Source organism: Massilia violaceinigra, assembly GCF_002752675.1.
Lineage (GTDB): Bacteria > Pseudomonadota > Gammaproteobacteria > Burkholderiales > Burkholderiaceae_D > Telluria_A > Telluria_A violaceinigra.
Window position 1 is genome coordinate 3718920 of record NZ_CP024608.1, and the last position, 25199, is coordinate 3744118.

Annotated in this window: 16 protein-coding genes; 6 read left to right on the forward strand and 10 right to left on the reverse strand. The window is 65.1% G+C overall.

The features are described 5' to 3' along the window. Positions 1-37 precede the first annotated feature (37 nt). From CR152_RS16610 to CR152_RS16620, 3 genes are all read right to left on the reverse strand, one after another. Positions 38-1843 (reverse strand): PhoH family protein, encoded by a 1806-nt coding sequence (locus tag CR152_RS16610; protein WP_099876163.1) that lies wholly within the window; start codon positions 1841-1843, stop codon positions 38-40. A gap of 248 nt (positions 1844-2091) precedes the next feature. After that, positions 2092-2562 (reverse strand): peroxiredoxin, encoded by a 471-nt coding sequence (locus tag CR152_RS16615; protein ID WP_099876165.1) that lies wholly within the window; start codon positions 2560-2562, stop codon positions 2092-2094. 190 nt (positions 2563-2752) lie between these two features. Beyond that, the gene (locus CR152_RS16620) at positions 2753-3133 is read right to left on the reverse strand and encodes an Mth938-like domain-containing protein (RefSeq protein ID WP_099876167.1); all 381 of its coding nucleotides are present in this window, start codon (positions 3131-3133) and stop codon (positions 2753-2755) included. A gap of 225 nt (positions 3134-3358) precedes the next feature. Here CR152_RS16620 and CR152_RS16625 point away from each other — a divergent pair, with 225 nt between their 5' ends. Together CR152_RS16625 and CR152_RS16630 are read left to right on the forward strand one after the other, a co-directional pair. After that, positions 3359-4588 (forward strand): pyridoxal phosphate-dependent aminotransferase, encoded by a 1230-nt coding sequence (locus CR152_RS16625; RefSeq protein WP_099876169.1) that lies wholly within the window; start codon positions 3359-3361, stop codon positions 4586-4588. Positions 4589-4610: 22 nt separating this feature from the next. Then, positions 4611-5933, forward strand: a complete 1323-nt coding sequence (locus CR152_RS16630; protein ID WP_099876171.1) for a homoserine dehydrogenase — start codon at positions 4611-4613, stop codon at positions 5931-5933. A gap of 52 nt (positions 5934-5985) precedes the next feature. Here the strand turns inward: CR152_RS16630 and CR152_RS16635 are convergent, their stop codons facing one another. Next, entirely contained in the window at positions 5986-8484 is a 2499-nt protein-coding gene (locus CR152_RS16635; RefSeq protein ID WP_099876173.1) for a glycoside hydrolase family 9 protein, read from the reverse strand. A gap of 63 nt (positions 8485-8547) precedes the next feature. After that, a complete protein-coding gene (locus tag CR152_RS16640; protein ID WP_157778545.1) occupies positions 8548-9138 on the reverse strand; it encodes a response regulator in 591 nt (196 codons plus the stop codon). A 105-nt stretch (positions 9139-9243) separates the two neighbouring features. On the opposite strand from CR152_RS16640, the gene CR152_RS16645 reads away from it, so the two are divergent. From CR152_RS16645 to CR152_RS16655, 3 genes are all read left to right on the forward strand, one after another. Next, the gene (locus tag CR152_RS16645) at positions 9244-12426 is read left to right on the forward strand and encodes an AfsR/SARP family transcriptional regulator (protein ID WP_157778546.1); all 3183 of its coding nucleotides are present in this window, start codon (positions 9244-9246) and stop codon (positions 12424-12426) included. A gap of 204 nt (positions 12427-12630) precedes the next feature. Continuing rightward, positions 12631-14472 (forward strand): DUF1800 domain-containing protein, encoded by a 1842-nt coding sequence (locus CR152_RS16650; RefSeq protein ID WP_167399902.1) that lies wholly within the window; start codon positions 12631-12633, stop codon positions 14470-14472. Between the two features lie 28 nt (positions 14473-14500). Beyond that, positions 14501-15877 (forward strand): DUF1501 domain-containing protein, encoded by a 1377-nt coding sequence (locus CR152_RS16655; protein ID WP_099876180.1) that lies wholly within the window; start codon positions 14501-14503, stop codon positions 15875-15877. A 69-nt stretch (positions 15878-15946) separates the two neighbouring features. Here the strand turns inward: CR152_RS16655 and CR152_RS16660 are convergent, their stop codons facing one another. Both CR152_RS16660 and CR152_RS33850 read right to left on the reverse strand, forming a co-directional pair. Then, positions 15947-16393 carry an acyl-CoA thioesterase gene (locus CR152_RS16660; protein ID WP_099876182.1) on the reverse strand — a complete coding sequence of 149 codons (447 nt, stop codon included), beginning with the start codon at positions 16391-16393 and terminating at the stop codon, positions 15947-15949. 301 nt (positions 16394-16694) lie between these two features. Beyond that, the gene (locus CR152_RS33850) at positions 16695-18146 is read right to left on the reverse strand and encodes a hypothetical protein (protein WP_208640136.1); all 1452 of its coding nucleotides are present in this window, start codon (positions 18144-18146) and stop codon (positions 16695-16697) included. Positions 18147-18404: 258 nt separating this feature from the next. Here CR152_RS33850 and CR152_RS16670 point away from each other — a divergent pair, with 258 nt between their 5' ends. Then, complete coding sequence (locus CR152_RS16670; RefSeq protein WP_099876186.1) at positions 18405-21725, forward strand: sensor histidine kinase; 3321 nt, start codon at positions 18405-18407, stop codon at positions 21723-21725. A 9-nt stretch (positions 21726-21734) separates the two neighbouring features. Here the strand turns inward: CR152_RS16670 and CR152_RS16675 are convergent, their stop codons facing one another. The 3 genes from CR152_RS16675 to CR152_RS16685 all read right to left on the reverse strand — a co-directional run bounded on the left by CR152_RS16675 (position 21735) and on the right by CR152_RS16685 (position 25173). Next, a complete protein-coding gene (locus CR152_RS16675; protein ID WP_099876188.1) occupies positions 21735-22919 on the reverse strand; it encodes a DUF3103 family protein in 1185 nt (394 codons plus the stop codon). Between the two features lie 114 nt (positions 22920-23033). Next, the gene (locus CR152_RS16680) at positions 23034-24476 is read right to left on the reverse strand and encodes a sensor histidine kinase (RefSeq protein WP_099876190.1); all 1443 of its coding nucleotides are present in this window, start codon (positions 24474-24476) and stop codon (positions 23034-23036) included. 1 nt (position 24477) lies between these two features. Further along, positions 24478-25173, reverse strand: a complete 696-nt coding sequence (locus CR152_RS16685; protein WP_099876192.1) for a response regulator — start codon at positions 25171-25173, stop codon at positions 24478-24480. Positions 25174-25199: the final 26 nt, after the last annotated feature.

Below are 25199 nucleotides of genomic sequence, written 5' to 3' on the forward strand. Positions count from 1 at the left end.
CCGTTTCGACTGTACTAGTCTGTGGGAACGCGGCGTGTTACAGCACTTCGCTCGCGTGGTCGGCCAGGCGCGAACGCTCGCCGCGCGCCAGGGTCACGTGGCCGCTGTGCGACCAGCCCTTGAAGCGGTCCACCACGTAGGTCAGACCGCTCGAACCTTCGGTCAGGTAAGGCGTGTCGATCTGCGCGATATTACCCAGGCACAGAATCTTGGTGCCGGGACCGGCGCGCGTGACCAGGGTCTTGATCTGTTTCGGCGTCAGATTCTGCGCTTCATCGATGATCAGGAACTTGTTCACGAAGGTGCGGCCGCGCATGAAGTTGAGCGACTTGATCTTGATGCGCGAGCGGATCAGGTCTTGCGTTGCCGCGCGACCCCACTCGCCGCCATCCGAATCGGACTTGTTGAGCACTTCGAGGTTGTCGTCGAAGGCGCCCATCCACGGCCCCATCTTCTCTTCCTCGGTACCCGGCAGGAAGCCGATGTCTTCACCCACCGGCACCGTGACGCGGGTGACGATGATTTCGTTATACAGCTTGGTCTCGAGCACCTGCGCCAGACCGGCCGCCAGGGCCAGCAGGGTCTTGCCGGTACCGGCCTGGCCGAGCAGGGTGACGAAGTCGCATTCCGGATTCATCAGCAGGTTCAGCGCAAAGTTCTGCTCGCGGTTGCGCGCGGTGACGCCCCACACATTGTTCTTGTTGTGGCTGAAGTCGCGCAGGGTCTGGATCACTGCGGTTTTGCCGTTGAGCTGCTTGACCTGGCCGTAGAACGGCGCTTCGCCATTCTTCGGTTCCAGGTACACGAACTGGTTCACCAGCAAGGTCAGCATGGTCGGGCCGGTGACGCGGTAGAAGGTCGACGAGACGCCGTTCTTGTTTTCCTGCCAGGACTCCATGTCCTTGCCGTTCTTGTTCCAGAAGTCGTCCGGCAACTGCACGATGCCCGAGTACAGCAGGTCGCTGTCTTCCAGCACGTGGTCGTTGAAGTAGTCTTCGGCAGGCAAGCCCAGCGCGCGCGCCTTGATGCGCATGTTGATGTCCTTCGACACCAGCACGATGGCACGGCCCGGCTGCTCCGCTTCCAGGTTGCGCACGACGCCCAGGATCTGGTTGTCGGCTTTGCCGACCGGCAGGCCTTCAGGCAGGGTCGGGCCGTTTTGCAGGCGCGTCTGGAAGAACAGGCGGCCCTTGGCATCCTTGTTGCCCAGCTTGGCCAGCGGGATGCCGTTTTCGATCGCGCCATCGTCGATGCTGCCGACCAGCGCGTCGAGCGTGCGCGAGACCTGGCGTGCATTGCGCGCCACTTCCGACATGCCCTTTTTGTGGTCGTCCAGCTCTTCCAAGGTCATCATCGGCAGGTAGACATCGTGCTCTTCGAAGCGGAACAGCGACGACGGGTCATGCATCAGTACGTTGGTGTCGAGCACGAACATCTTGGTCTTGCCGGTCTGGTCGGCGTTGCGGCTGGTGGACGACTTGACCGTCATCTCGACCGCCTTGTGCTTGGCCGGGTGCGGCGCTTCCAGGTCGATCGGCTGTTTTTCCTTGCCGCGGCCGGAAGGTTTGGCGACCGGGGTTTCCATCACCAGGGGCGAGGAGACCAGTGGCGCGGGGGCGGGCGACGCGGCGACCAGGGCGGCCTGCTTGGCTGGCGCCTTGGCGCGCGTGGTTTTGGCCGGCGCTTTGGCGACCGGTTCGGCCGCGATCTCGGCTACCGCGCTCAGTTTTGGTTTGGTGACCGGCACGGCCTGCACGGAGGCAGGCTTGGTGCGGTCGGCTTTTGGATAATCTTCGGCCAGCAGCAGGGTGGCTGGCTTGGTGGGGATTTTTGGCAGTGGCATCAGAGTCTCAATCTAAAAAGGTGCAGGAGGATAGCCCGGTGGCGTCGGCGCAGGCGGCGCTTGTGGCGGCGGGCTCGATGCGGCTGTGCGAACTAAGGGGGTGGTGGTCGGGCCCGGCATAGTGGCCGGGCCGGCAGGCCGCCAGATTGGGATGATGCGGAATACGGAAGGTGTGACTCAAAATGGCTGGTGCAATCGGTTCTGCTGCGGGTTGATCGACAGGGTCCCCTGGCTTCGAGCCGTCCTGCTCAAGGTTGGCTCTTTACAAATTCCAGCACGTCCTCGGCGTGATTAGGGACTTTCACGCCTCTCCATTCTTTCATCAATTTACCATCAGCGTCAATTACAAACGTGCTGCGTTCGACCCCGCGCACTTGCTTACCGTACATATTCTTCATTTTCATCACACCGAACTGGAGGCACATGGCTTCCTCGGGGTCGGAAATGAGTTCGAACGGCAGGCCGAGCTTGGATTTGAAGCCTTCGTGCGAGCGCAGCGAATCGCGGCTGATGCCGTAGATTTCGGTACCGGCCTGCTGGAACTGCTCGTGCAGGTCGCGGAAAGCGATGCTTTCGGTGGTGCAGCCCGGCGTGTTATCTTTTGGATAAAAGTACAGCACGGTGTAGCGGGCAGGGCGGCCGGACAGCTGGAACGGCTTGTCGCCCGTCATGACGGCGGAGAAGTCGGTATAAGGTGCTGCAGTTTGGCTATCAGCCACAGGTTCTCTCCTGAAGGTGAGTCAGCGCTGATTTTATACCCCGCAGCGCAACAGGGGAGGGGGAAACGTGTTTGGGCGGAGCAGATATGGGGGCGGGGTGCTCGATTGCAAGTGCCATCGTCGGTCCTGCCACTGCGAGGGCCGCCTTGGCGCGGGAACGACGGAGCATGCGACAGCAGTGCTACACAGATTATCTAGCGTTGCCCAAAATCAGCGCCAAGGTCACCCTGCGCCCCTCGCCCATCAGAATGTTGTAGGTCCGGCACGCCGCCTTGTTATCCATGCACTCGCAGCCGATGCGCCGCTCCAGCAGTGCGGCGATCAGCTTCGGATGGACGAACCGTTGGCGGTCGCCGGTGCCGAGAATGACCACATCCGGCTTGTCCTGTTCGATTTTCTCGAAATGCTCGGCCGTCAGGGCCTCGAAATTGGGGACGTCCCAGGCGCGCGGTGGCGTTTCGGGCATCACAACCAGGCTGTAGTCGAAGCGCTGGGCGTTGATTTCGACCCCGGTTTCGTCGTAACCGGTCACGGTCTGGTATTGTTGGGTGGTGCTGGAATGGAGCTTCATGGCATAGGCACTGAAAAGGTGATGCAGGGCACTTTGGCACTGCGCGTGGCGTTAGCATGCCACAAAGTCCAGTAAACCGCGAATTTTCGCGAAACGGACGTCAAAGCGATACCATTTCGCGTGTTTTTACCGAATTGTGACGAAACCGCAGGTTGATTAAATCGCCTCCTTTCGGCAGAATGGGTATTTTTCGCATGCAACAAAGCCACTGAACAGGGAAATATTTTGCGACCGATTCTGAAATCGAACAAGCTCGACGACGTCTGCTACGAAATCCGCGGCCCCGCGCTGGAAAAATCCAAGCAGATGGAGGAAGAAGGCCACAAGATCATCAAACTCAATATCGGCAACCTGGCCGTGTTCGGTTTCGACCCGCCCGACGAGATCGTGCAAGACATGATCCTCAACATGCACGGCGCCGCCGGCTACACCGACTCGAAAGGCATGTTCGCGCCGCGCAAGGCCGTCATGCACTACACGCAGAGCAAGCACATCAGCGGCGTGACCATTGAAGACATTTACCTCGGCAATGGCGCGTCGGAACTGATCGTCATGGCCATGAACGGCCTGTTGAACAACGGCGACGAAGTGCTCGTTCCAGCCCCGGATTACCCGCTGTGGACCGCGGCCGTGAGCCTGTCGGGCGGTAATCCCGTGCACTACGTCTGCGACGAGCAGGCCGGCTGGTATCCCGACATCGACGACATGCGCCGCAAGATCACCAGCAACACCAAGGCGATCGTGGTGATCAACCCGAACAACCCAACCGGCGCGCTGTATCCGCGTGAAATCCTGCTCGAGATCATCGAACTGGCGCGCCAGCACCAGCTGATCATCCTGGCCGACGAAATCTACGACAAGGTCCTGTACGACGGCGAGCAGCACGACTCGATCGCGTCGCTGGCCGACGATGTGCTGTTCATTACCCTGAACGGCCTGTCGAAAAACTACCGTTCGTGCGGCTACCGTGCCGGCTGGATGGTGGTGTCGGGCGAAAAACGCCACGCCAAGGATTACATCGATGGCCTGAACATGCTGGCCTCGATGCGCCTGTGCGCCAATGCGCCGGGCCAGTTCGCGATCCAGACCGCGCTGGGCGGCTACCAGAGCATCAACGACCTGGTAGGTCCCGGCGGGCGCCTGCTGCGCCAGCGCGACATGGCGCACAAACTCTTAACCGATATTCCGGGCGTGACCTGCGTCAAGCCAAAAGCTGCGCTGTACATGTTCCCGCGCCTCGACCCCGTGATGTACCCGATCGCGGATGATCAGCAGTTTGCCTACGACCTGCTGGCCGAAGAAAAAGTCCTGGTGGTCCAGGGAACGGGCTTCAACTGGATCGCGCCGGATCACTTCCGTCTCGTGTTCCTGCCCAATTCCGACGACCTGACCGACGCTTGCGGCCGCATTGCGCGCTTCCTTGACGGCTACCGACGCCGCCACGGGCGCGGCTGATACCTCTTCCAGATAAAGAACTATGAAACCCATCAAAATCGGCCTGATCGGCCTCGGCGTAGTTGGTGCCGGCACCTTTAACGTCCTCAAACGCAACCAGGAAGAAATCCGGCGCCGCGCCGGCCGCGGCATCGAGATTGCGATGGTCGCGGTGCGCAACGTGGAACGCGCGCGCGGCATCGTGGGCACCGACTGCGAAGTGGTGAACGACCCTGAACTGGTGGTCAACCATCCCGACATCGACATCGTGGTCGAACTGATCGGCGGCTACGACACGGCCAAGAACCTGGTGCTCAAGGCGATCAACAACGGCAAGCACGTCGTCACCGCCAACAAGGCGCTGCTGGCGCTGCACGGTAACGAGATCTTCGCCGCGGCCCAGGCCAAGGGCGTGATGGTGGCGTTCGAGGCGGCGGTAGCCGGCGGCATCCCGATCATCAAGGCGCTGCGCGAAGGCTTGACCGCGAACCGCATCGAATCGGTGGCCGGCATTATCAACGGCACCACCAACTTCATTTTGTCCGAGATGCGCGACAAGGGGCTGGACTTCGCCACCGTGCTGAAACAGGCGCAGGAACTGGGCTACGCCGAAGCCGATCCGACCTTCGACATCGAAGGCGTGGACGCCGCGCACAAGGCAACCATCATCGCCGCGATCGCATTCGGCATTCCGGTGCAGTTCGACAAGGCGCACGTGGAAGGCATCAGCAGCCTGCAGGCGATCGATATCCGCTACGCCGAGCAGCTGGGCTACCGTATCAAGCTGCTGGGGATCACCAAGCGCACCGTGGTCGATGGCGTGGAAGGAATCGAGCTGCGCGTGCACCCGACCCTGATTCCCGCCAAGCGCCTGATCGCCAACGTGGAAGGGGCGATGAACGCGGTGCTGGTGCAGGCCGACGCGGTTGGCGCCACGCTTTACTACGGCAAGGGAGCGGGCGCGGAGCCGACGGCGTCGTCGGTGATTGCCGATCTGGTCGACATCACCCGCCTGGCGACGGCCGATCCGGAATACCGCGTGCCGCATCTGGCGTTCCAGCCGAACCAGATGACCAACGTGGCGATTTTGCCGATGTCCGAGATCACCACCAGCTACTACCTGCGGGTGTATGTGAAGGATCAACTGGGCGTGATGGCCGACCTGACGCGCATCCTGGCGGACGCCAGGATCTCGATCGACGCGGTGCTGCAGAAGGAGCCGGGTGAAGGCGAAACGCGCACCGACATCATCATGCTGACGCACCAGACGCAGGAAAAGAACATCGATGCGGCGATCGGCAAGATCGAAGCACTTGGTGCGGTAGTGGGCAAGGTCGTCAAGATCCGCCTTGAAAACCTGAGCTAGCCGCCGTCGCCCCCGCGCAGGCGGGGGCCCAAGTTCGACGAGGCGACGGGTATTACGGCAACTTGCAGGTCAACTGCGCCACTTTGGTGGTGCATGCCCCATAGCTGTTTACTGCGCTGAAGCCATATACCCCGGTTCCCGCCGTCGCGCGTGGGGTCGCAAACCTCGCCTTCCCGTTCACCACACGCTGCTGCGCCCAGTTATCGGTACGCTGCACGCACACGATATTGCTCGCCAATCCACTCAACGCCAGCGCACCGGTCGTCGGTTCGATCACGCAGGCATTCGGCTTGGTTTCCGCGCAGGTCGGGCCATCGCACTCGGCCGGCATGCTGGTCGCGTCCGGGTCCTGGCTGGCGTTGTACAGGAAACCGTGCATCGCCGTATTCCAGACCATGGTTTCCCAGGTGCTGAACTCACTGCTGTTAATCAGTGACCAGCCGTCGCCCCAGCGCCGCAGGACAGGCAGCTTGTCCCACGCCGGATACAGCTTGTTGCTCACCGCCGTCTGATAGGCCGCACCGCTGCGGCCCTCGGTCGGTCCGTACACCACGATCCCCGGCACATTGCCGATCGCCTTGACGTGCGGATCGGTGCCAGTGCCGTCACTGAGTCCGTGCTTGGTGAAGTATGAGTCCAGATGCGCCGGACTTTGCGGCGTGTCCGTTCCCAGGCCGGTCACGAACGACCGTCCCAAGGGATTCAGCCCCAGCGAAAAGTCGGCATACTGGCTGACCGCGTTGATGTATGCCTGCTTCTTGGCGTCGTTGGCCGCGAACAGCGATGCGAACGCATACACGTCGGCATATTTGCCCTGCGTCGTGGTCGCGCCCCACGACAGGAATTTGCTTGCGCCCTGAGGGTATGCCTGGCTTTCCGGTGCCGGCCCGATATAGCCGCCGCTGTCGGCGAAGGAGACGATGCGGTTTTTGAGCGCCTGCGTCAACACCGGATCGACGGCGCGGCCATGCGCCGTCAGGTAGCTGACGAAATGCACGCTCTGCACGGCGGCGCTGGCGTTGCCCGGTAAATACTGCTCGGGCCAGGTGCCGTTCTTGACGACGATCGCTTGCGCCGCGTTCTTGAACAGCGTGTGGTAGCGCTCCTCGCCGGTGGCCAGGTACAGCTGCAGCGCCGGATACATGAAGCGTGCTTTTGCCGCTCCCGGGGCCGCGGTCTTTTCCAGATACCTCCAGGCCAGCCTGGCGCGTTGCACCAGGGCGTTGGCGCGCGCGGCGTCGTGCGGGCGGATCACGCGCGCGGCGTGGGCGAAGATCCCGGCCGACAGCGCCGTGACTTCTTCGCTGACCGCCCAGGTGCCGTAACGCCCCGGATCGCTGGCCGCGCTGTGCACCCCGTAGGCCGGATGGCGGTTCATTTCGGTTCCGGCGCGCACGCCGCCCAACTGCGGATCGTGGGTATCGGTCACCTGCAGGTTCTCCCACGACAGCACCGCCCACAAGGCTTCGTCGACGAAATCGGGAATGCCGTTGCCGGACTCCGGAATATTGTATTGACGATCGACGAAGTGGGTCGGGAAGGCATCGAAGTAGGACAGCATCAGGATCGGAATAATGGTGTGCATCGGGCGGCGGTCGAAGTCGCCGGCATCGTGATGGCCGCCGATCAGCGGCTTCATGACCGCGTTCGCCGGAACCGAAAGTACTGGCGTCGCCACCCACGGCGTGCGCGTATCGGCCACGGTGGCGTGGCACATCTCGCGTGTGAAGCGCGTGTAAGGCTGCTTGAGCGCCGTGCCGCAGCGCTGGTGATACATGCCGCGCGCGGAAACATAAGCGATCTTGCGGCTGGCGTCATCGCCGACGGCGAACGAGCGCGAACGCCCGCAACCGGGCACCGACACGAAATACGGGCCGCCCTCGCCCAACTGGTCGAGCCGCAGGCGGTAGACATGCTCGCCGGAGCTGGCGCCGGCGATGGCGGTATCGTCCTTGATGTATTGGGCTTCGCCGCCGAGCACTACTTTCCCGCTGCGTTCTTCGATCACCTCGTAGCGCGACCCGGCCGGCAGTTTGAGCGAGCCGGCGTCACCCAGGTAGGCGCCGAAATTGGCGAAGCGCGAGCTGGCCAGCTTGCTGTAGCCGGTCTGGTTGACCTTGATCGATTCGCACCAGGTGGAGCGGTTGTCGAAGGGCAGCCGCGTGGCGCCGTAGGGCGTGACGATGGTGTACGGCTGGCCCTGGACCAGCGGTTTGTCCAGCCGCAGATAGATCTTGTGGCGCACCGTCACGGGGAACAGGTTGGGACTGGCATTGGTCAGCGCCTTCTGCTCGTCGTACGGTGTCGACATGCGGCTGATCCCAAGCGCCACCCGGCTGTTGACAAGCCACTTGGACAGGGTCAGGTCGAGTACGTCGGGCTTGGTGGCCGTGCCGCCGGCTTCGTTGGTGGTGGCGGTCTGCACTTCGACCACGATGACCTGCGGCGCTGCCGCATGCACGCTGACGATGGCGGTTGCCGCATGGGCGAAAGACGCGCCCAGAACGGACGCGCCAATGCCGGCCGCGATTGATAAAGTAAAGGTATTCATCGGTCTCCTCTTGTTGTGCGCAGATTCTAGGCCGCCAGGAGTTACCGATCGATTACCGATATGTTATGTGGGCAGCGCGGCCTTCGCGCGCTCTTCCAGCGCCGTCAGGCTTGTCCGGGCTGCGCGGGCCTGCTCGCGTAGCGCCGCTGCCGCCGCCGGCAGCACCGGCAGCGTATCTTCCAGCGCTCGATGATAAGCACCCAGCAGGCGGCGATGCTCGAAAGCGGCCACCGCGCACTGCACCGCCAGCAGGAAACCCCCGGCATCGAACGGCTTGGCGATGAAGCGGTAAATATGGCCGGCATTGACCGCGTCGACGATGGCGTCGAGATCGAGGTAGGCGGTCACCAGAATGCGCAGCGTATCGGGCAGCATGACCGAGGTGCGCTCGAACAGCTGCACCCCGCTCATGCGCGGCATGCGGTGGTCACTCACGATGCACGCCAGCTCCTGCGACGGCGGCAGTTCGCCGATCAGGCGCAGGGCTTCCTGGCCGTCGCGCGCTTCGACCAGATGAAAGTGCGGGCGCAGGATTGCGGCCATGACGGAAACGTTGGCGTCCATGTCATCGACCAGCATGACGGTGTGGCGCGCGTCCGACAAAGCTTGCTGCCGATCGAACAGGGCCAGGTTTTCTGTTTTGAAAATTGCCATAGTTTTGAGAGAATAGTCATCCGGTCCGGCCGGCCGGGCGATAAGGCGTGGCGCTGTGCGCTCGTGTATTGTATACGCCTTCGGGCCCTGAACGACAGAGAGACCATGGCTACACGCGCAATCAGAACACGCACTCACCCACGGCCGCATGCTGTTCCGGCCTACGCCAAGCTGACGCTTCCCCGCCTTTTCGAGCCGCTCCAGCGCACGCGCCTGTTCTCGCTGATCGACCGCTTGCGCGGCCGGCATGCGGTGCTGTGGATTTCCTCCCCTCCCGGCGCCGGCAAGACCACGCTCGCCGCCAGCTATGCGCTCCAGTGCGAGGCGCCGGTGTTGTGGTGCCAGCTCGATCAGGGCGACGCCGATCCGGCCACGCTGCTGTTCTTCCTGGCCGACGCCCTGCGCACCCTCGACGGCGCCTTGCCGTGGCACGCGCCGCAAGGGGCAGGCGATGCGGCACAACACGCGCGTCTGTTCTTCCGCCAGTTCTATGCCCACCTGCCGCCAGCCGCCCTTGTCGTACTCGACAACGCGCACGACGTCGACTGGGATAACGCCGGCTACCTGCTCGAAGCGGCATGCGCGGAAGTGCCGGCCGGGGTGACGCTGCTGGCCGCCAGCCGCGAAGCGCCGCCCACGTGCCTGGCGCGCATGGAGCTGGACGGGCGGCTGGGCATGATCGGTTGGGACGCGCTGCGCCTGGACGCGGCCGAGACGCGCGCGCTGACGCAAGCAGACGACCTGGCCGATCCGGAGGTGGCGCAGTGGCTCTATCTGGTCGATGGCTGGGCGGCGGGCGTTGCGCTGCTGCGCAGTGTCCCTGGACAGCCCCGCGCCGCCCTGGCGGAAGGGCGCGAAGCGCTGTTCCGCTATTTCGCAGGCGAGATTGTCGGGCGCCTGCCCGCCCAAGCGCAGCACCTGCTGCTGATGCTGGCCTGTTTGCCGGCCATGTCCGGCGCCGATGCGCACACGCTCACGGGCGACCCTGGCGCGCCGCTGCTGCTCGAACGCTTGTACCGGCGCCGCCTGTTCGTCGAGCGGCGCGGCGACAGCTACGCTTTCCACGGACTGTTCGGCGCGTTTCTGCGCCAGCAGGCGCGCGAACTGCTCGATCCCGCGCAGCGCCTGGCGTTGACCGCCCAGGCCGCAGCCATCGCCGATGCGCACGGCCGCATCGATGAAGCGGCAAGCCTGTACATCGAGGCGCAGGCGCATCAGGGGCTGGCAGGCTTGCTGCTGCGCCGCGCGGCCGGCATGGTGGCCAGTGGCCGTGGCCAGTCATTGCGGCTCTGGATGAGCTGTCTGCCGGCCGACATGGCCGACACGCAGCCCTGGCTCGCCTACTGGCATGGCGTTTCGCTGGCCGATGTGCAGCCGCTGCACGCGCGGCGCATCCTGATCCGCGCCGAACGCGCTTTCGAGCAGGCCGGCGACCTGCCGGCGCGACTGCAGGCGGTGAGCGCCATCATCGACACCTACGACGCCGAATGGGCCGACTTCAGCGCTTTGCCGCGCTGGCTGGCGGTACTGACCGAGGGCGTGCAGGCGCTCGACCCGGTGGCGCTCGATCCCGCGCTCGACCTGCGGCTGCATTCGCGCATGGCCTGCGCGCTGCTGTACGTGGCGCCGCAATCGCCTTCGCTGGCGGCGTGCGTACAGCGCGCGCGGCTGGCGCTCGACCAGGTCGACGATCCGCTGGCACGGCTGGAAGCGGGCGCCTGCCTGCTGCGCTACTTCGACTCGATGGACAACGCCGGCCGCGCCAACGCGCTGGTGGCGCAGCTTGGCGCGTGCGCCGACGATGCCGCTGTCGGCGCCTCGCACCGGGTGCGCTGGTACGGCCGGGTGGCGCGCTGGTATAGCAAGGAGGGCGACCTGGGGCAGGCGCAGCGCATCACGGGCGAGGCCCGCCGCATCGTCATCGATGCCGGCCTCGATCCTGTGCTGTTCCAGTCGCTCGAAGTGCATCATCTGCTCGGCACCGGCGCGGTGGATGCGGCGCGCAGCCTGCTGGACCGGATGCGCGCGGCGCTGCCGGCGTCGCGTCCCTTGCAACTGGTCGAGCTGAACGACCTCGATGCGCACTGCCTGGCGCTGGCTGGCGACCTGGCCGGCGCGCTGCACGCCGCGCAGGAGACGCTGCGCCTGGCCGCCGACGCCGGCGTGCCGGCGCGCGAGCGGGCCCGTTTCGACGCTTTCCTTGGCGCCTGCCACGCGTGGGCCGGCGCGTATGCCCCGGCGCTGGCGTGCTATGGCCAGGCGGTGGCCGCCGCCTACGGCGTGCAAGCGCTGCTGCTGGGCGAAGAACGCGACTTCATCGACGCCTGTGCCAGCGCGGCGAGCGGCGAGCGCGTGCGCGCGGCAGCGCTGATGGACGCGGCGATGGCCAGCCACCGGCGGCGCCAGGCCACCACCCTGTTTGCGACGGTGCCGGCGCTGGCCGCGCGGGTGGCGGCGCTGGCGCTGGAAAACGGCATCGATGCGGGCCATGTCGGCGCCATCGTCATGCGTCAGCGGCTGGCGGCGCCGACCCGCTGCGTGCAAGGCTGGCCATGGCCGGTCGCGGTACGCACGCTCGGGAAATTCGAGCTGACCTTGCACGGCGCCCCGGTGGTCGCCACCGGCAAGGCGCAGCAGCGCCCACTGGCCCTGCTCAGAAGCCTGGTGGCGGCCGGCGAGGGCGGCAAGGCGCAGGCGGCGCTGGTCGCGCAGCTGTGGGGCAGCACCGACGTCGCCAAATCGGCGCTGAACGTGACGGTGCACCGCCTGCGCAAGCTGCTGCTCAGCGACGAGGCGGTGGTCGTTTCCGGCGGCAGAACCCACCTGGCCGAAGCGCGCGTCTGGACCGACGTGTGCGCGCTGGCCGACCTGTGCGCGTCCATTGCCGGCTTGCCGGCGCACGCCGAGGTGGCGGAAGTGGGGCGCTGCAGCGCCGCGCTGCTCGATTTGTACCGTGGCCCGTTCTGCGACGGCGCCGACGACACCTGGATCCTGCCGGTACGCGAGCGCGCGCGCAACCTGTTCCTCGGCGCGGTCGGCCAGCTTGGGCGGCTGCTCGAAGCGATGCAGGAATGGGGCTGCGCCCTGAGCCTGTACCAGCGCGCGCTGGCGGCCGAGCCGCTGTCGGAGGCGAACTACCGCGGCTGGATGCGCTGCGCCCACGCGCAGGATGGCGCGGCGGCCGCCTTCGGCGCCTACCGGCGCTGCCGCGACACCCTCTCGATCGTACTTGGCGTATCGCCCTCGTACGACACCGAAAAGCTGGCCGTCGCACTTGGCCTCAGATAAAAATTCACTTCCAGTCGACAATATTTCCCAACCGGGTCAGACCTCGGTTAGGAAACGTTGCTGTGTGATTCTTGTCAAAAATGCAGTAAATTGGTCTTCTGTAATCCATCTGTAATTCGCTCTCCCTGATGATGTTCGCTGTTCGGCCTGTCTTTGTCGCTTCGACCAAGGCGCGGATACGACAACGACAACAGGGAGGTTGAAATGCAAGGTAGCAGAGTGTGGATGTGGGCGCCCGTGTGCCTGATGGTGGCCGCGCCGGCGTTTGCGGCGACAGTGACGGTCGAATACAGCGGCAGGGCGCCGTTTGCGCTGGGCAGTACGGTATGGCTGCTCGGCAAGCTCGACGGCGTGGGACGCAGCATGGAATTTTCCGTCAACGGCGTTCCGGGCGGTAACGCCGCCGTGGGCACCGTCAATTCGCAAAACGGCAAGTACGTTGCACCGATGGTGATGCCGGCCAACAAGGCGGTCACCATTTCCGCAAAGACGTACGGGACAGCGCCCGTGTCCGGATCGATCGTGCTGCCGTTGCGTACCGCTGTCGCGACGCCGACGCCAACACCGACGCCGACGCCAACGCCAACGCCAACGCCAACGCCAACGCCAACGCCGATCCCGGTTCCAGACGCAGCCAAGGTAGCCGCGGTACGCTTCCTGGAACAGGCCAGCTTCGGTGCCACCGCGGCCGAGGTAGCCCAGTTGCAAACCATCGGCCAGAACGCATGGCTGACCCAGCAGTTTGCCACGCCGGCCAGCCCGATGCCGGTTGCAAGCAGCCTGAACCAGCAGGCCACCAATTGGTACCGCAACATGGCGACAGGCAAGGACCAGCTGCGCCAGCGCATGATCTTTGCGCTGTCGCAAATCTTCGTCGTTTCAGCCGACAAGAATCCCTACCCGAACGAAATGCAACCCTGGCTGATGACCTTGCAGAAGCACGCCTTCGGCAACTTCAACAGCCTGCTGCGCGAGATGACCTTGAACCCGGCCATGGGCAAGTATCTCGACCTGGGCAACAGCGTCATGCCGTCGCCCAACGAAAACTACGCGCGCGAAGTGATGCAGCTGTTTACCATCGGCACAACCATGCTGAACCAGGATGGCAGCGCCCAGCTCGACCGCAACGGCGAGACCATTTCCGCCTACACCCAGGCCGACATCGGCGAATTCTCGCGCGCGCTGAGCGGCTGGACCTACGCCGGCACCAACGCTACCGGCATCAACTGGGAAAACTTCACCGGCCCCTTGCAGCCGCGCGACGCCTATCACGACAAGGGCGCCAAGACCTTGCTCAACGGTACGCAGTTGCCAGCCGGGCAAAACACGGTGCAGGATTACGACGCGGTGATGCAGAACCTGTTCCAGCATCCGAACCTGCCGCCATTCATCGCCACGCGCCTGATCCGTGCGTTTGTGACGAGTAATCCGAGCCCGGCCTACATCAAGCGCGTGGCCGATGTGTTCGCCCAAGGCCCGGCGGGCCGCGGCGATCTGGCCGCCACCCTGCGCGCGGTGCTGACCGACGTCGAAGCGCGTCCGGCCACGCCCGGCGCAACCCATGGCCAGCTCAAGGATCCGATCATGCACACGCTCGGCTTGGTGCGCGCGCTCAATGGGCAGGTGCTGGACCCGACCAATCTGTTCTGGAGTTACCACGGCGTCGGCCAGGAGCTGCTCAAGTCGCCGAGCGTGTTCAATTTCTACTCGCCGATGACCCGTCTGCCGGGTTCGCCGGCCTTGTACGGACCGGAGTTCCAGATCTATTCGCCGAGCCTGGCGGTAACGCGCGCCAACCTGGCCTATAACCTGATCGCGGGCAACCTGAGCAGCATGGTGAAGATCGACATCACGCCGTACGTGAACGCGGCGGGCGATCCGGCCAAGCTCATCAATCTGGTGGACACGAACTTGCTGTCCGGCCGCATGCGTCCGGCAACCCGTACCCAGCTCGGCGTGACGATCCAGGCCATCAGCGATCCGCGCCAGCGCGCGATCACGGCACTGTATCTGAGCGCGGTTTCCGATTTCGCCGTGCACCTGTAAGCGGCCTTTACCCTACAAAGGATTCAAGATGGATACAGTTTCGACCTCGCGCCGGGGATTTTTGCGCGGTAGCGCCCAGGCCAGCCTGCTGGGCACCCTGTCGGGCATGGGCCTGCTGGGGGCGGCACCCGCACAGGCCGCCGTCACCGATTACAAGGCCCTCGTGTGCCTGTACATGTTCGGCGGCAATGACGGCAACAATATGATCGTGCCGCTCGACGCGGCGCACTACGCCAAATATTCCGCGGCACGCAGCGCGGCCGGGCTGGCCTTGTCGACCTCGGCCAAGACCCTGCTGGCGCCGCGCACGGCCACCCTGCAGGCGGTGCCCGATGCGCTGGCGCAATCGTTCGGATTTCACTACGGCATGCCGGAAATCGACGCACTGTTCGGCCAGGGCGAAGTGGCGGCCGTACTCAACGTCGGCAGTTTGCGCCAGCCGCTGACCAAGGCCCAGTACGTGGCCGGTACGGCGAATCCGTCGCAGCTGTTTTCGCATCCCGACCAGACCTTGCAGAACCAGGCCGGCACGCCGGCCGGCGCAGGCACGGGCTGGGGCGGGCGCCTGCTCGATGTGCTGGGCAGCACGGGGCGGCTTGACGCGGTCTCGGTCGGCGCCGGCGGCCTGTTCGTGGAAGGCGCCAGCGTGCACGGCAACCGTCTGCCGGAGTCCGGTGAACTGGGCCTGGCCGGCATGAACTTCTGGCCGCAGGCCCAGGCCGATACGCGGCGCGATGCCTTGCGCCAGATCCTGAGCAGCGAAAATCCGAACCTGATGGCCAACGCCGCCAACAAGGCGCTGCTGCAGGGGATGGCCCTGGTGGATGACCTGGCCAAGGCGAATGCGGCCACGCCGTTGAATACGGTGTTCCCCGGTTTTGCGCTGGCCACGCAGCTGCACACGGTGGCGCAACTGATTCGCCAGCGCGCCGCGCAGGGACCCGGACGGCAAGTGTTTTTTGTGTCGATCGGCGGCTTCGATACGCACGGCGGGCAGGTGTACCAGCAGTGGAACGTGCTGCGCCAGGTATCGCAGTCGGTGGCCGCATTTCAGCAGGCGCTCGGCGAAATCGGCCACAAGCAGAGCGTGACGACCTTCACGATGTCGGATTTCGGACGTACGCTCACGGCCAATTCCGGCGGAACCGATCATGGTTGGGGCAACCACCATCTGGTGATCGGGGCGGCGGTCAAGGGCGGCGTGTACGGCAAATTCCCCGACTTTACCTTGGGTGGGCCGGATGACGCGACCGGACGGGGGGTGTGGATTCCGCAGTTCTCGAACCAGCAGGTGGGCGCGACGCTGGGCAGGTGGTTCGGGGCCAATCCGGAGATGCTCGCCAGTAAAGTATTCAAGGACGAGTTGGCGAAATTTGCGGTCAGCGATCTGGGTTTCATGGGCTGATCGCAGGGGTTGATATCAGTACCGGCTCTGTCTTTGCCGCGCGGATGTTCGCGCGGTTTTTTTATGCGCTCAGCCCTGCGAACGGCTGTCGGGCAGGTCGACGAAATCGTCGCAGCGGTCCAGGCCCTGCATCACCTGCAACAGCGCGTCGGGTGGACGCACCAGCTTGCGCGATGCCAGGTCGAGCCAGCCGACAGTTGAACTGACCCGGGCCGCCAGCGTCCCTTTGCGGAAGAACTCGTTGCGGATGATCATGCGGCTGCCATCGTCCGACAGGCCGGCCAGCGCCATCGTCACGCCGACCTCGTCGAGCAGGTGGAACTCGCGGAAGTAGGTGACTTCATCCTTCATCACCACCGGGCCGATTTTCAGGCGCATGAACTCGGCCATGGGAAAGCCGTGATCGGCGAAGAACATCATGCGCACATCGGCCGATTTGTCCAGGTAGGCCGTGTTGCGCATGTGGGCGTTGAAGTCCATGTCGCCCCATCCGGCGACCAGCGTTTTTTGGTACATGCGATGCTCCTTGTGTGAGTCTGGGTTGCAGGGCCGGCCCGCTTGGGCGCCAGCCGGCCAGCGCCGCGTTTTTCGGGCCGGTGCTTGCCTTCTGATTTGCCATCTTCACAGCCGCGCCGGGAAAACGGGAGGTTTCGGCGTCTTTGCATGCGCGTGATTAGCAACGGGCCAACAGTGCGTGCGTCATCATACTGGATTTCCTGTTGCCGGATCAGTCGCAAAACCTGGCCCATGTTGAACTTTCGTGGAGCGGTGCGGCCGCTTGGTGGCGCGCAGCCCCGGCGTGGCCGGGGCGGCATCCTTACCAGCTGGCCTGGAAGGAGTTGACGTTGAACTTCGGGTTGCCGGTGATGGTGCGGGTGTCGACGAATTCGAAGGAACCCATTTGAATGCGCTGCAGCTGCGAAATGGTGTCCGGGCTCCAGTTGGCGCTTGGCTCACCGGTGACGAAGGCATTGCTGCCGATGTCGGCCACGTACACGCCGTAACGCTTCATCGCCGTGGCGATCGCACGCGCCTGGGTGTTCCAGCTGGCCGGAATTACGAAGTCGCTGCGCAGGCGCATCACCGCGCCGAACGGAATGCCGTTCGCGGTCGCGCCACCGGCGTAGTGGGTGGCTGGCCAGACGAATGATCTGGCCAGCACGCGGTCGGCGAAGGTGACGCGCAGCGCGTGGCGCACTTCGCCGCTCGACGCTTCATCGGCGCGCATCAACAGCGGCAGGATCGGCAGGCCGGCGGCATCGGCCGAGGTCCAGGTTGTCGGGCGCATCTGGTTCGACTTGAGGTTCCACGCCGCGGTCGAGTAGGCGTGCCACTGGCCCTTGACCTTGTAGGTGAAGTAGCTCTCCCACAGGCGGCAGGCGTTCTTTTCGACCACCAGCACGTGGCGGTCGCCGCACTGCTGCGGATCGTTGCAGTTGCCGTATTCGGCCTTGACGACGTTGTCGTTCGGGTAGGGGAAGCGCTGGCTCGCGGTGGGCAGCGCGCTGCAGCCGCGCGTGAGCGTGTGGGCGGCGTCGGGCGCGGCGCAGTCGCTTTCGTCCGGCACGCCGTCGCCGTTGCCCGAGTTCGGATCGGTGATCGCAAACGAGACGCGCGGCCAGGTGGTGGTGCTGGCGTCGACCACGTTGTAGGGAATGCCGTAGTAGGTGGAATAGTCGGCCTGGTTGACGTTGCGGCCGAAGTCCATGTGCAGCGCGCGCGTGTTGCCGACGCTGTTGATCCAGGCGTTGCTGCTGGCGTGGGCGGGGAAGCGCACCAGGTCGTCGATGCGGGTGTTGAAGACGGCGGTGGCGGGAAACATCTCGCAGCCGGCGATGGACGGGCCGGCCGTTGGTGTCGGCGTCGGTGTTGGCGGTGGGGTCGGTGTGGGTGTCGGGGTCGGAGTCGGCGTCGGGGTTGGCGTGGTGCTGCTGCGGAAGGTCAGCATGGTGCTCGCCGATGCCGGTGGATCGCTGCGGTAGGTGGCCGTGACGGTCACCGCGTTGTTCGGCGGCGTTGCCAGCGGGGCGAGGTATTCGCCGTTCTGAGAGTTGATGGTGCCGACCGTCGCGTTACCGCGGGGGATGCCGTTGACCGAAAAGGCCATCGACTTGCCGACGCCATCGAGCTTACCGACGAACCAGACCTTGCCGCCCAGTGGGAAGGGGTTTTTGCCATTGTGTTCAATGGTGACCGTGGAAGCGAAGCCGGGTGCGGCCAGCAGCATGCTGCAAAGACCGCCCCAGGCGAGTGTGTGAGTTAATTGCATGGATTCTCCAGTTAAAAGTAGAGGCACAAGGTCCTTGTGCCGAATCTCGCTATTCCGGCCACCACGTTCGTCGTGCCGCGCAGGCGGGAATGAGGACGGTGCAGGAACGGCGAGGGCGCGCCCACGATAGTTCACGCGTCATTACGTATCGATTACCGATACCTGTTTCGTTGTTGTTTTGGCACGCCCCTTGACTGCCTGTACAGAACAGGGCAAGGCTGCGATACTGGCGCGCTAGCCCCTCTTGCCGGTCCCCTTATGTCTTCGTTGCGCTTGTCGCTCGCAGCCTTCCTGCTTTGCCTGCTGTGCCCCGTTGCATGGGCGGCGGCGCCGGAGCGGCTGCGCTTCGAGCAGCTCAACCCCGCGCTCGGCTTGCCGCAATCGTCGGTCACCGCCATGTTGCAAGACCGCGACGGCTTCATGTGGTTTGCCGGGCAGGGCGGCCTGACCCGCTACGACGGCTACCGTTTTCTCACCTTCCGTCACGACCCGACCGATGCGACCAGCATCTCGGATAATTCGGTGCAGGCGCTGCACGAGGACCATGCCGGCCAGCTGTGGGTTGGCACGCGCAACGGCCTGCAGCGCTTCAATCCGCGCAGCGAAAACTTCAGCGCCTACCCGCCGCGCGACAGCAAAGCCGATTATCTCGACGTGCGCACCATCGCCAGCGATGGCAAGGGCACCCTGTGGATCACCACGCGCTCGGGCCTGGTGCGGCTGGACGGCGCCACTGGCCAGCTTGCGACCGAGCGTCACGATCCGGCCAATCCGCGCTCGCTGGGCGCGGACGATGTCACCGGCCTGGCGTTCGACGCCGCCGGCGGCCTGTGGATCGGCACCCAGCAAGGCGTCGATTATCTGGCGCCGGGTACGCGCCATTTCACCCACTTCCGCATCGACGACAGCGCCGTGGATGCACTCAAGCGCAACGCGGTGCGTACGCTGAGAATCGACCGCGCCGGCACGCTGTGGGTCGGCACCGCCCTCGGCCTGGAAGCCTGGAAGATCGCGGCCGGTGCCCCCACCGCGCGGCGCCGCTTCGGCAGTGCCGAGGGCATCAACCCGGGCGCCGTCACCGCCCTGTTCGAGGATAGCCACGGAACCTTGTGGGCGGGGACCCAGACCGACGGCCTGAAACGCTGGGATGCCGGGGCCGGACGCTTCGCCGCGTTTGTCCACCAGAGCGGCGACCCGGCCAGCCTGGCGGATAACAACGTCGCCAGCCTGTTCGAAGACCGCGCCGGCATCCTGTGGGTCGGCACCTGGTTCGGCGGCACCAGCCGGGTCGACCTGAACGCGGGCGGCTTTCGCCATGTGCTCTCGGGCGCTTTAAGCAGTAACAAGATCAGCGCCATCCTCGGCGACGGCCCGCGCTCGCTGTGGCTGGCCACGTACGGCGGCGGCGTCAATCGCTACGATCTGCAAAGCGGCCAGACCACGGTGTATCGTCACGATGCGCGCGTGCCGCACAGCCTGAACGACAATCTGGTCACCGCGCTGGGACGCGATCGGCAGGGCCAGTTATGGGTCGGTACCCGCAACGGTGGCTTGAGCCGTTTCGATCCCGCCAGCGGGCGCTTTACGCCGCGCGCGTTCGCGACCGGGGACGCCTTGAGCGACTTCATTCAGGCGATCGTGCCGGACCGCGCGGGCATGCTGTGGATCGCATCGCGCGGCGGCCTGCACCGGCTTGACCCGCGCACCAACCGGGCCACGACCTTCCGCCACGATGCCGCCATCGAGACCAGTGTGTCGGATAACTTCATCTGGGCGATCCTCGAAGACACGCGTGGCCACCTGTGGGTGGGAACGTCGAACGGACTTGACCTGTTCGATCCGGCAAGCGGACGTTTTCGCCATGCGCGCCACGACAGCCGTGACGCGGCCAGCCTGATTCACAATCGGGTCTCCTTCCTGCACGAAGCGGCCGACGGCACGCTGTGGGTCGGCACCGGCGGTGGCCTGAGCCGGCTGGTGGCGGACAGCGGCGGCAAGCTGCAGTTCAAATCCTACGCGCGGCAGCAAGGGCTGGCCAATCCGGCGGTGGACGGAATTCTCGAAGACGACAATGGCCATCTGTGGATCAGCAGCGACGGCGGCATCGCCGACTTCGATCCGCGCAAGGAGACCTTCCGCAACTACACCAGCCGCGACGGCATGGCCGAGGGCGACTATTTCGTCGGCGCGGCCTGGCGCCAGCCGGATGGCGCCATGTTCTTCGGCAGCTTCAATAACGGTTTCACGATGTTCGATCCGCGCGAGGTACGCGGCAACGACCGCGCGCCGCCGGTTGTGATTACCGATATCCAGATCTATAACCAGTCGGTGCGCAGCGGCCCGGCACCAAACGGCTTTGTGCTCGATGCGCCCATCCACCGTGCGCGCCGGGTGGTGCTGTCGCACACGCAGTCGGTGTTTTCGTTCGAGTTCGCGGCCCTGCATTTCGCCGACCCCCAGAGCAACCAGTACGCTTATCAGCTTGAAGGCGTCGACCGTTCCTGGGTGGCGACGGACGCGGGCAAGCGCTTTGCCACCTACACCAATCTGGATCCGGGCAATTACGTTTTCCGGGTCAAGGCCAGCAACAAGGACGGCGTATGGAACGACGCCGGCGTGGCGCTGGCGATCACGATCACGCCGCCGTTCTGGAAAACCTGGTGGTTCCGGCTCGCGGCGGGCCTGTTCGTGCTGGCGGGCGTCTACGCGGTGCACCGCATCCGGGTACGGGTTCTGCTCGGACAAAAGCGCGAACTGGCGCGCCAGGTGGCTGCATCGCTGCAGGGTTTGCAGAACGCGCAGCAGCAGTTGGTGCTGCATGAAAAAATGGCGTCGCTCGGCACCCTGAGTGCCGGCATCGCGCACGAAATCAATAACCCCAGCAACTTCGCCCATGCCGGTGCGCAGGTGCTGGCGACGGAGCTGGAGCGCTTCCGCGCGTTTTTGCTGGCGCTGGCCGGCACCGACGCCGACGCCGCGGTGACCGATAGCCTGAATGCCCGCATCGATGCGCTGATTCGCCAGAGCGCGACCATCCTGGAAGGCACTTCGCGCATCCGCGACCTGGTGCGCGATCTTGGCACGTTCGCGCGGCCCGACGAAGGGGCGATGACGACCGCGCCCATCGGTCCCAATCTTCTGGCGACGGTGCACCTGGTGCGCACCCTGTATGCCAGCGTGGCCGATATTACCTGCGTGCTGGCGGCCGACCCGCCGCTGGCATGCTGGCCGGCGCAGCTGAACCAGGTGTTCATGAACCTGATCGTCAATGCCTGCCACGCCATCGAAGACAAGCAGCAGCGCAGCGGCGACTTCACGCCCGGCGTGCTGGCCATCAGCAGCCGGGCCGACGAGGCATCGCTGTACGTCGACTTCGAGGATAGCGGCAGCGGCATCGACCCGGCCGTCATCGACCATATCTACGAGCCGTTCTTCACCACCAAGCCGACCGGGCAGGGCACCGGTCTTGGTCTGTCGATTTCGTTCGGCATCGTGGAGCGCCATGGCGGCAGCCTGACGGTGCGTTCAAAGCCGGGCCAGGGCAGCTGCTTCACGGTGAGGCTGCCGCTGCCCGCGTGATGCCGGCGCTTACTGCGCGCGTAGCAGATACGGCGAGAGCGTTACCGTGGCATTGTTGGCGGCGCCGCGATGGTTTTCATAGGTGCGGCCACGTTCGATGGTGTAGAACGAGTCGACGTAGTCGTCATCGTTGCTGAACCAGCCTGCGGGCATGGCTTGCAGGATCGCCGTGGCGACCTGGCCGATCACCGCGTAGGAGGGCGCAAACACGCCGAGGATCGCGCTGACGCTTTGCGACAGGGCCACCGCCAGGTCCTTGTAGTTGGTGTTGTCGTCATGCTCGAACAGCTGGATGTTGGCCGCGCCGTAGCGGTAGCTGCTCCAGAAAACCATGATCTGGTTCGGCGTGTAGGCGGTGCCGGCGTAGTCGAGGTAGGGCATGTCGACCACGCTCAATTCGGCCTTGGCCTGGTCGGGCTGCACGCCGGAGACGATGGCAAACACTTCGGCCGCCCCCGACACCCAGCTCTCCTGGCTGTTGGCCAGGCTGACGCGGTCGAGGCGGGTGGTGTCGATATCGCCGGCGGCCATGCTGGAAGCGGTCTTGGGCGCTATTTTTGGCGGCGCCGATTGCAGGCCGGCGGCGCGCAGGCTGCGGTTCACGTAGGCCATCCCGGCACGCATGTCTTCGCGCGCGTTGATGCCGACGATCAGGACCGGCGTGGCGGGCGGCGTGCGCGCATCGAGCAGCTGCACCTGGCCCAGTTGGTCGAAGGCTTCCACGTCGCTCCATTCGGAGCGCTTGCCTGCCGGCGCGTAGGCGACCAGCAGCTTGCTCATGTCGGGCCGTGCGGCGGCGTCCTGGCCGCGTGGCACGTAGAGCCGCACTTCGAGCAGGTTTTTGGAGTCGCGCGCGATGGCCTTGTGCTCGCGCACGCGCTGGTCGAGAAAGCGCAGCTTGTCGGCGCTGGCCCTGGTCTGCGCGCTCGGCTGGCGCACGTCGTCGAGCAGGGTGTCGAGCATGACCGCCTTGTCCTCGCCGGCGAGTCGCTTGTCCAGTGCCCTCGCGAACTGGGGGTCGCCCAGCATGCGCGCCACGTTCCAGGCGCTGTAACGCTTGGCCTGGTCGACCAGTGCGGTCTGGCCGCCACGCGGTTCGTGGTAGTCGGCGCTCAAGCGGTCGCCTGCGATGACGGGCGCGCTTGCGCTTCCCGCCAGGACGATGGTGAGTAATGCCTTTTGAATAAACTGCATGCCTGCTCTCCGTTTCTTGTTGTTGAAGGGTGCTGTAAATACAGCATCGACAACATTAGCATTGGACGCGCAGGCTGACGCGCAGTTTTTTCCGTCTGTATTTGATCCGTAAGCTCAGGCGGCCGAATCGAAACAAATCACGACCCTGAGGCCAGGTCCCGCGCTGGCGCTTGCCAGTGAAACCACGGCGTGGTGCTGGGCCGCTACCTCGCGCACGATGGACAGGCCAAGGCCGGTGCCCCCAGGGTTGGTTTCGAGCGCGCCCGACGAACGGTAAAAGGGCGTAAAGACCTTTTCGCGCTCGTCGTCGGCGATGCCGCAGCCGCTGTCCTCGACGTCGAGTTGAACTTTGAGGCCGTCAACCCTGACCCGCAGCGCCACTTTGCCGCCCGCCGGCGTGTAGCGGATGGCATTGTCGACCAGATTGGTCACCAGTTCATGCAGCATGAGTTCCTGGCCATCGACCAGCGCTTCATCGGCCGCGTCGAGCGACAGGTCGATCTGTTTTTGCACGGCCGGCAGCGCCATTTCCAGCCCGACCTGGCGCACGATGGCGGTGAGCGAGACCGGCGCCATGCCGGCCGCCTCGCTGCCATGCTCGACGCGCGCCAGCGTGAGCAGGCGGTTGGCCAGGTGGACGGTGGCGTCCGTTGTGGCGGCGATCGAGCGGACGATCTCGCGCATGGCGTCCGGGTCGTTTTCGCGCAGCGCCAGTTCGGCCTGGGTCTTGAGCACCGTGAGCGGGGTGCGCAACTGGTGCGAGGCGTCGGCGATGAAACGGCGCTGGCTGGCGATCAGGTTGTGCATGCGCGACATGGTGCCGTTCATGGCAGCCACCAGCGGGCGCACTTCCTTGTGTACCAATGCCTGGTCGACGTCGGACAGGTCGTTCAGGGCGCGGTTCTCGACTTCGATTTTCAGGCGCATCAGGGGGCGCAAGACCAGGCGCACCGCAAACCACACCAGCGAGGCGACCGCCAGCACCATCACCGCCTGGCGCAGCAGGGTGTCGACCAGGATCTTGCGCGACAGGCCGCGGCGCGCGTCGAGCGTTTCGCCGACCTGGATCAGGGCGATGCCGCGCATCGAATCGTCGTACACCGGCTGCAGCAGGGCGGCGATGCGAACCTGCTCGCCGTTGTAGTCGGCGTGGTAGAAGCGCACCAGCGCCGGATAGGCTTCCGAACGCGGCACATTGGCCGGCACCGGCGGCAGGTCGTCGAAGCCGGACACGGTTTCGCCGTCGATGCCGCTGACCTTGTAGTAAATGCGGCCCAGGGTATCGGTCTCGAAGCTGTCGAGGGCGACGTAGGGTACGTCGGCCACCACCTTGCCATCCTTGATGGCGACCCGCTCGGCCAGCGCGCGGGTGGACGCCAGCAGCGAGCGGTCGTAGGCCATGTCGGCCGCGTCGAGGGCGTTGTCGTACACCGATACCGCGTTCAGGGCGACCAGCAGCACCAGGGGAATGAGCAGCCAGCGCAGCAACTGGCTGCGCAGGCTGCCCAGGGGCGCGGCGCCGAACTTGCTGCGCATGGTGGCGTACAACGGGGCCATCTCAGGAGGTGGCCTCGCGCGGCTGCAGCAGGTAGCCGATGCCGCGCAGGGTGGTGATGGCGGCGGCGCCCTCCTGCACGCGTTCGAGCTTCTTGCGCACGCGGTGGATGTACAGCTCGATGGCATCGAGGTTGGCGTCGTCTTCGAGCGCAAAGACTTCGTCGAACAGCTTTTCCTTCGATACCGCGCGGCCCGGCCGGGTAATCAGGGCTTCGAGCACCGCGTGTTCGCGCGGGGTGAGGGCCAGCGCCGCGCCGCCGTAAGAAAACATGCGCGTCACGGTGTCGAAACTGAGCGCGCCGCACTGGTGCACCAGAGCTTCGCTGCCCTGGCTGCGGCGCAGCAGCGCCTTGACCCGCGCTTCGAGTTCGGTCAGTTCGAACGGCTTGGCCAGATAGTCGTCGGCGCCCAGGTTCAGGCCCTGGACCCGCTCTTCCAGGCCGCCGCGCGCGGTGAGGATCATCACCGGCGTCTTGGCGCGCGCGCCGCCCCGGGCGCGCAGGCGGCGCAGCACATCGAGGCCGTCCATCTTGGGCAGGGTCAGGTCGAGGATGACGAGCGCGTAGTCCTGCGTGTGCAGCAGGGCGTCGGCGTCGGCGCCGTTGACGGCGCATTCGACGGTCAGGTGGGCGTCGCGCAGGGCCTTGGAAAGCCAGTGCGACAGTTCGATGTGGTCTTCAACCAGGAGTATTCGCATCGGGGCAGTGTAGCCCTAAGCGCGCA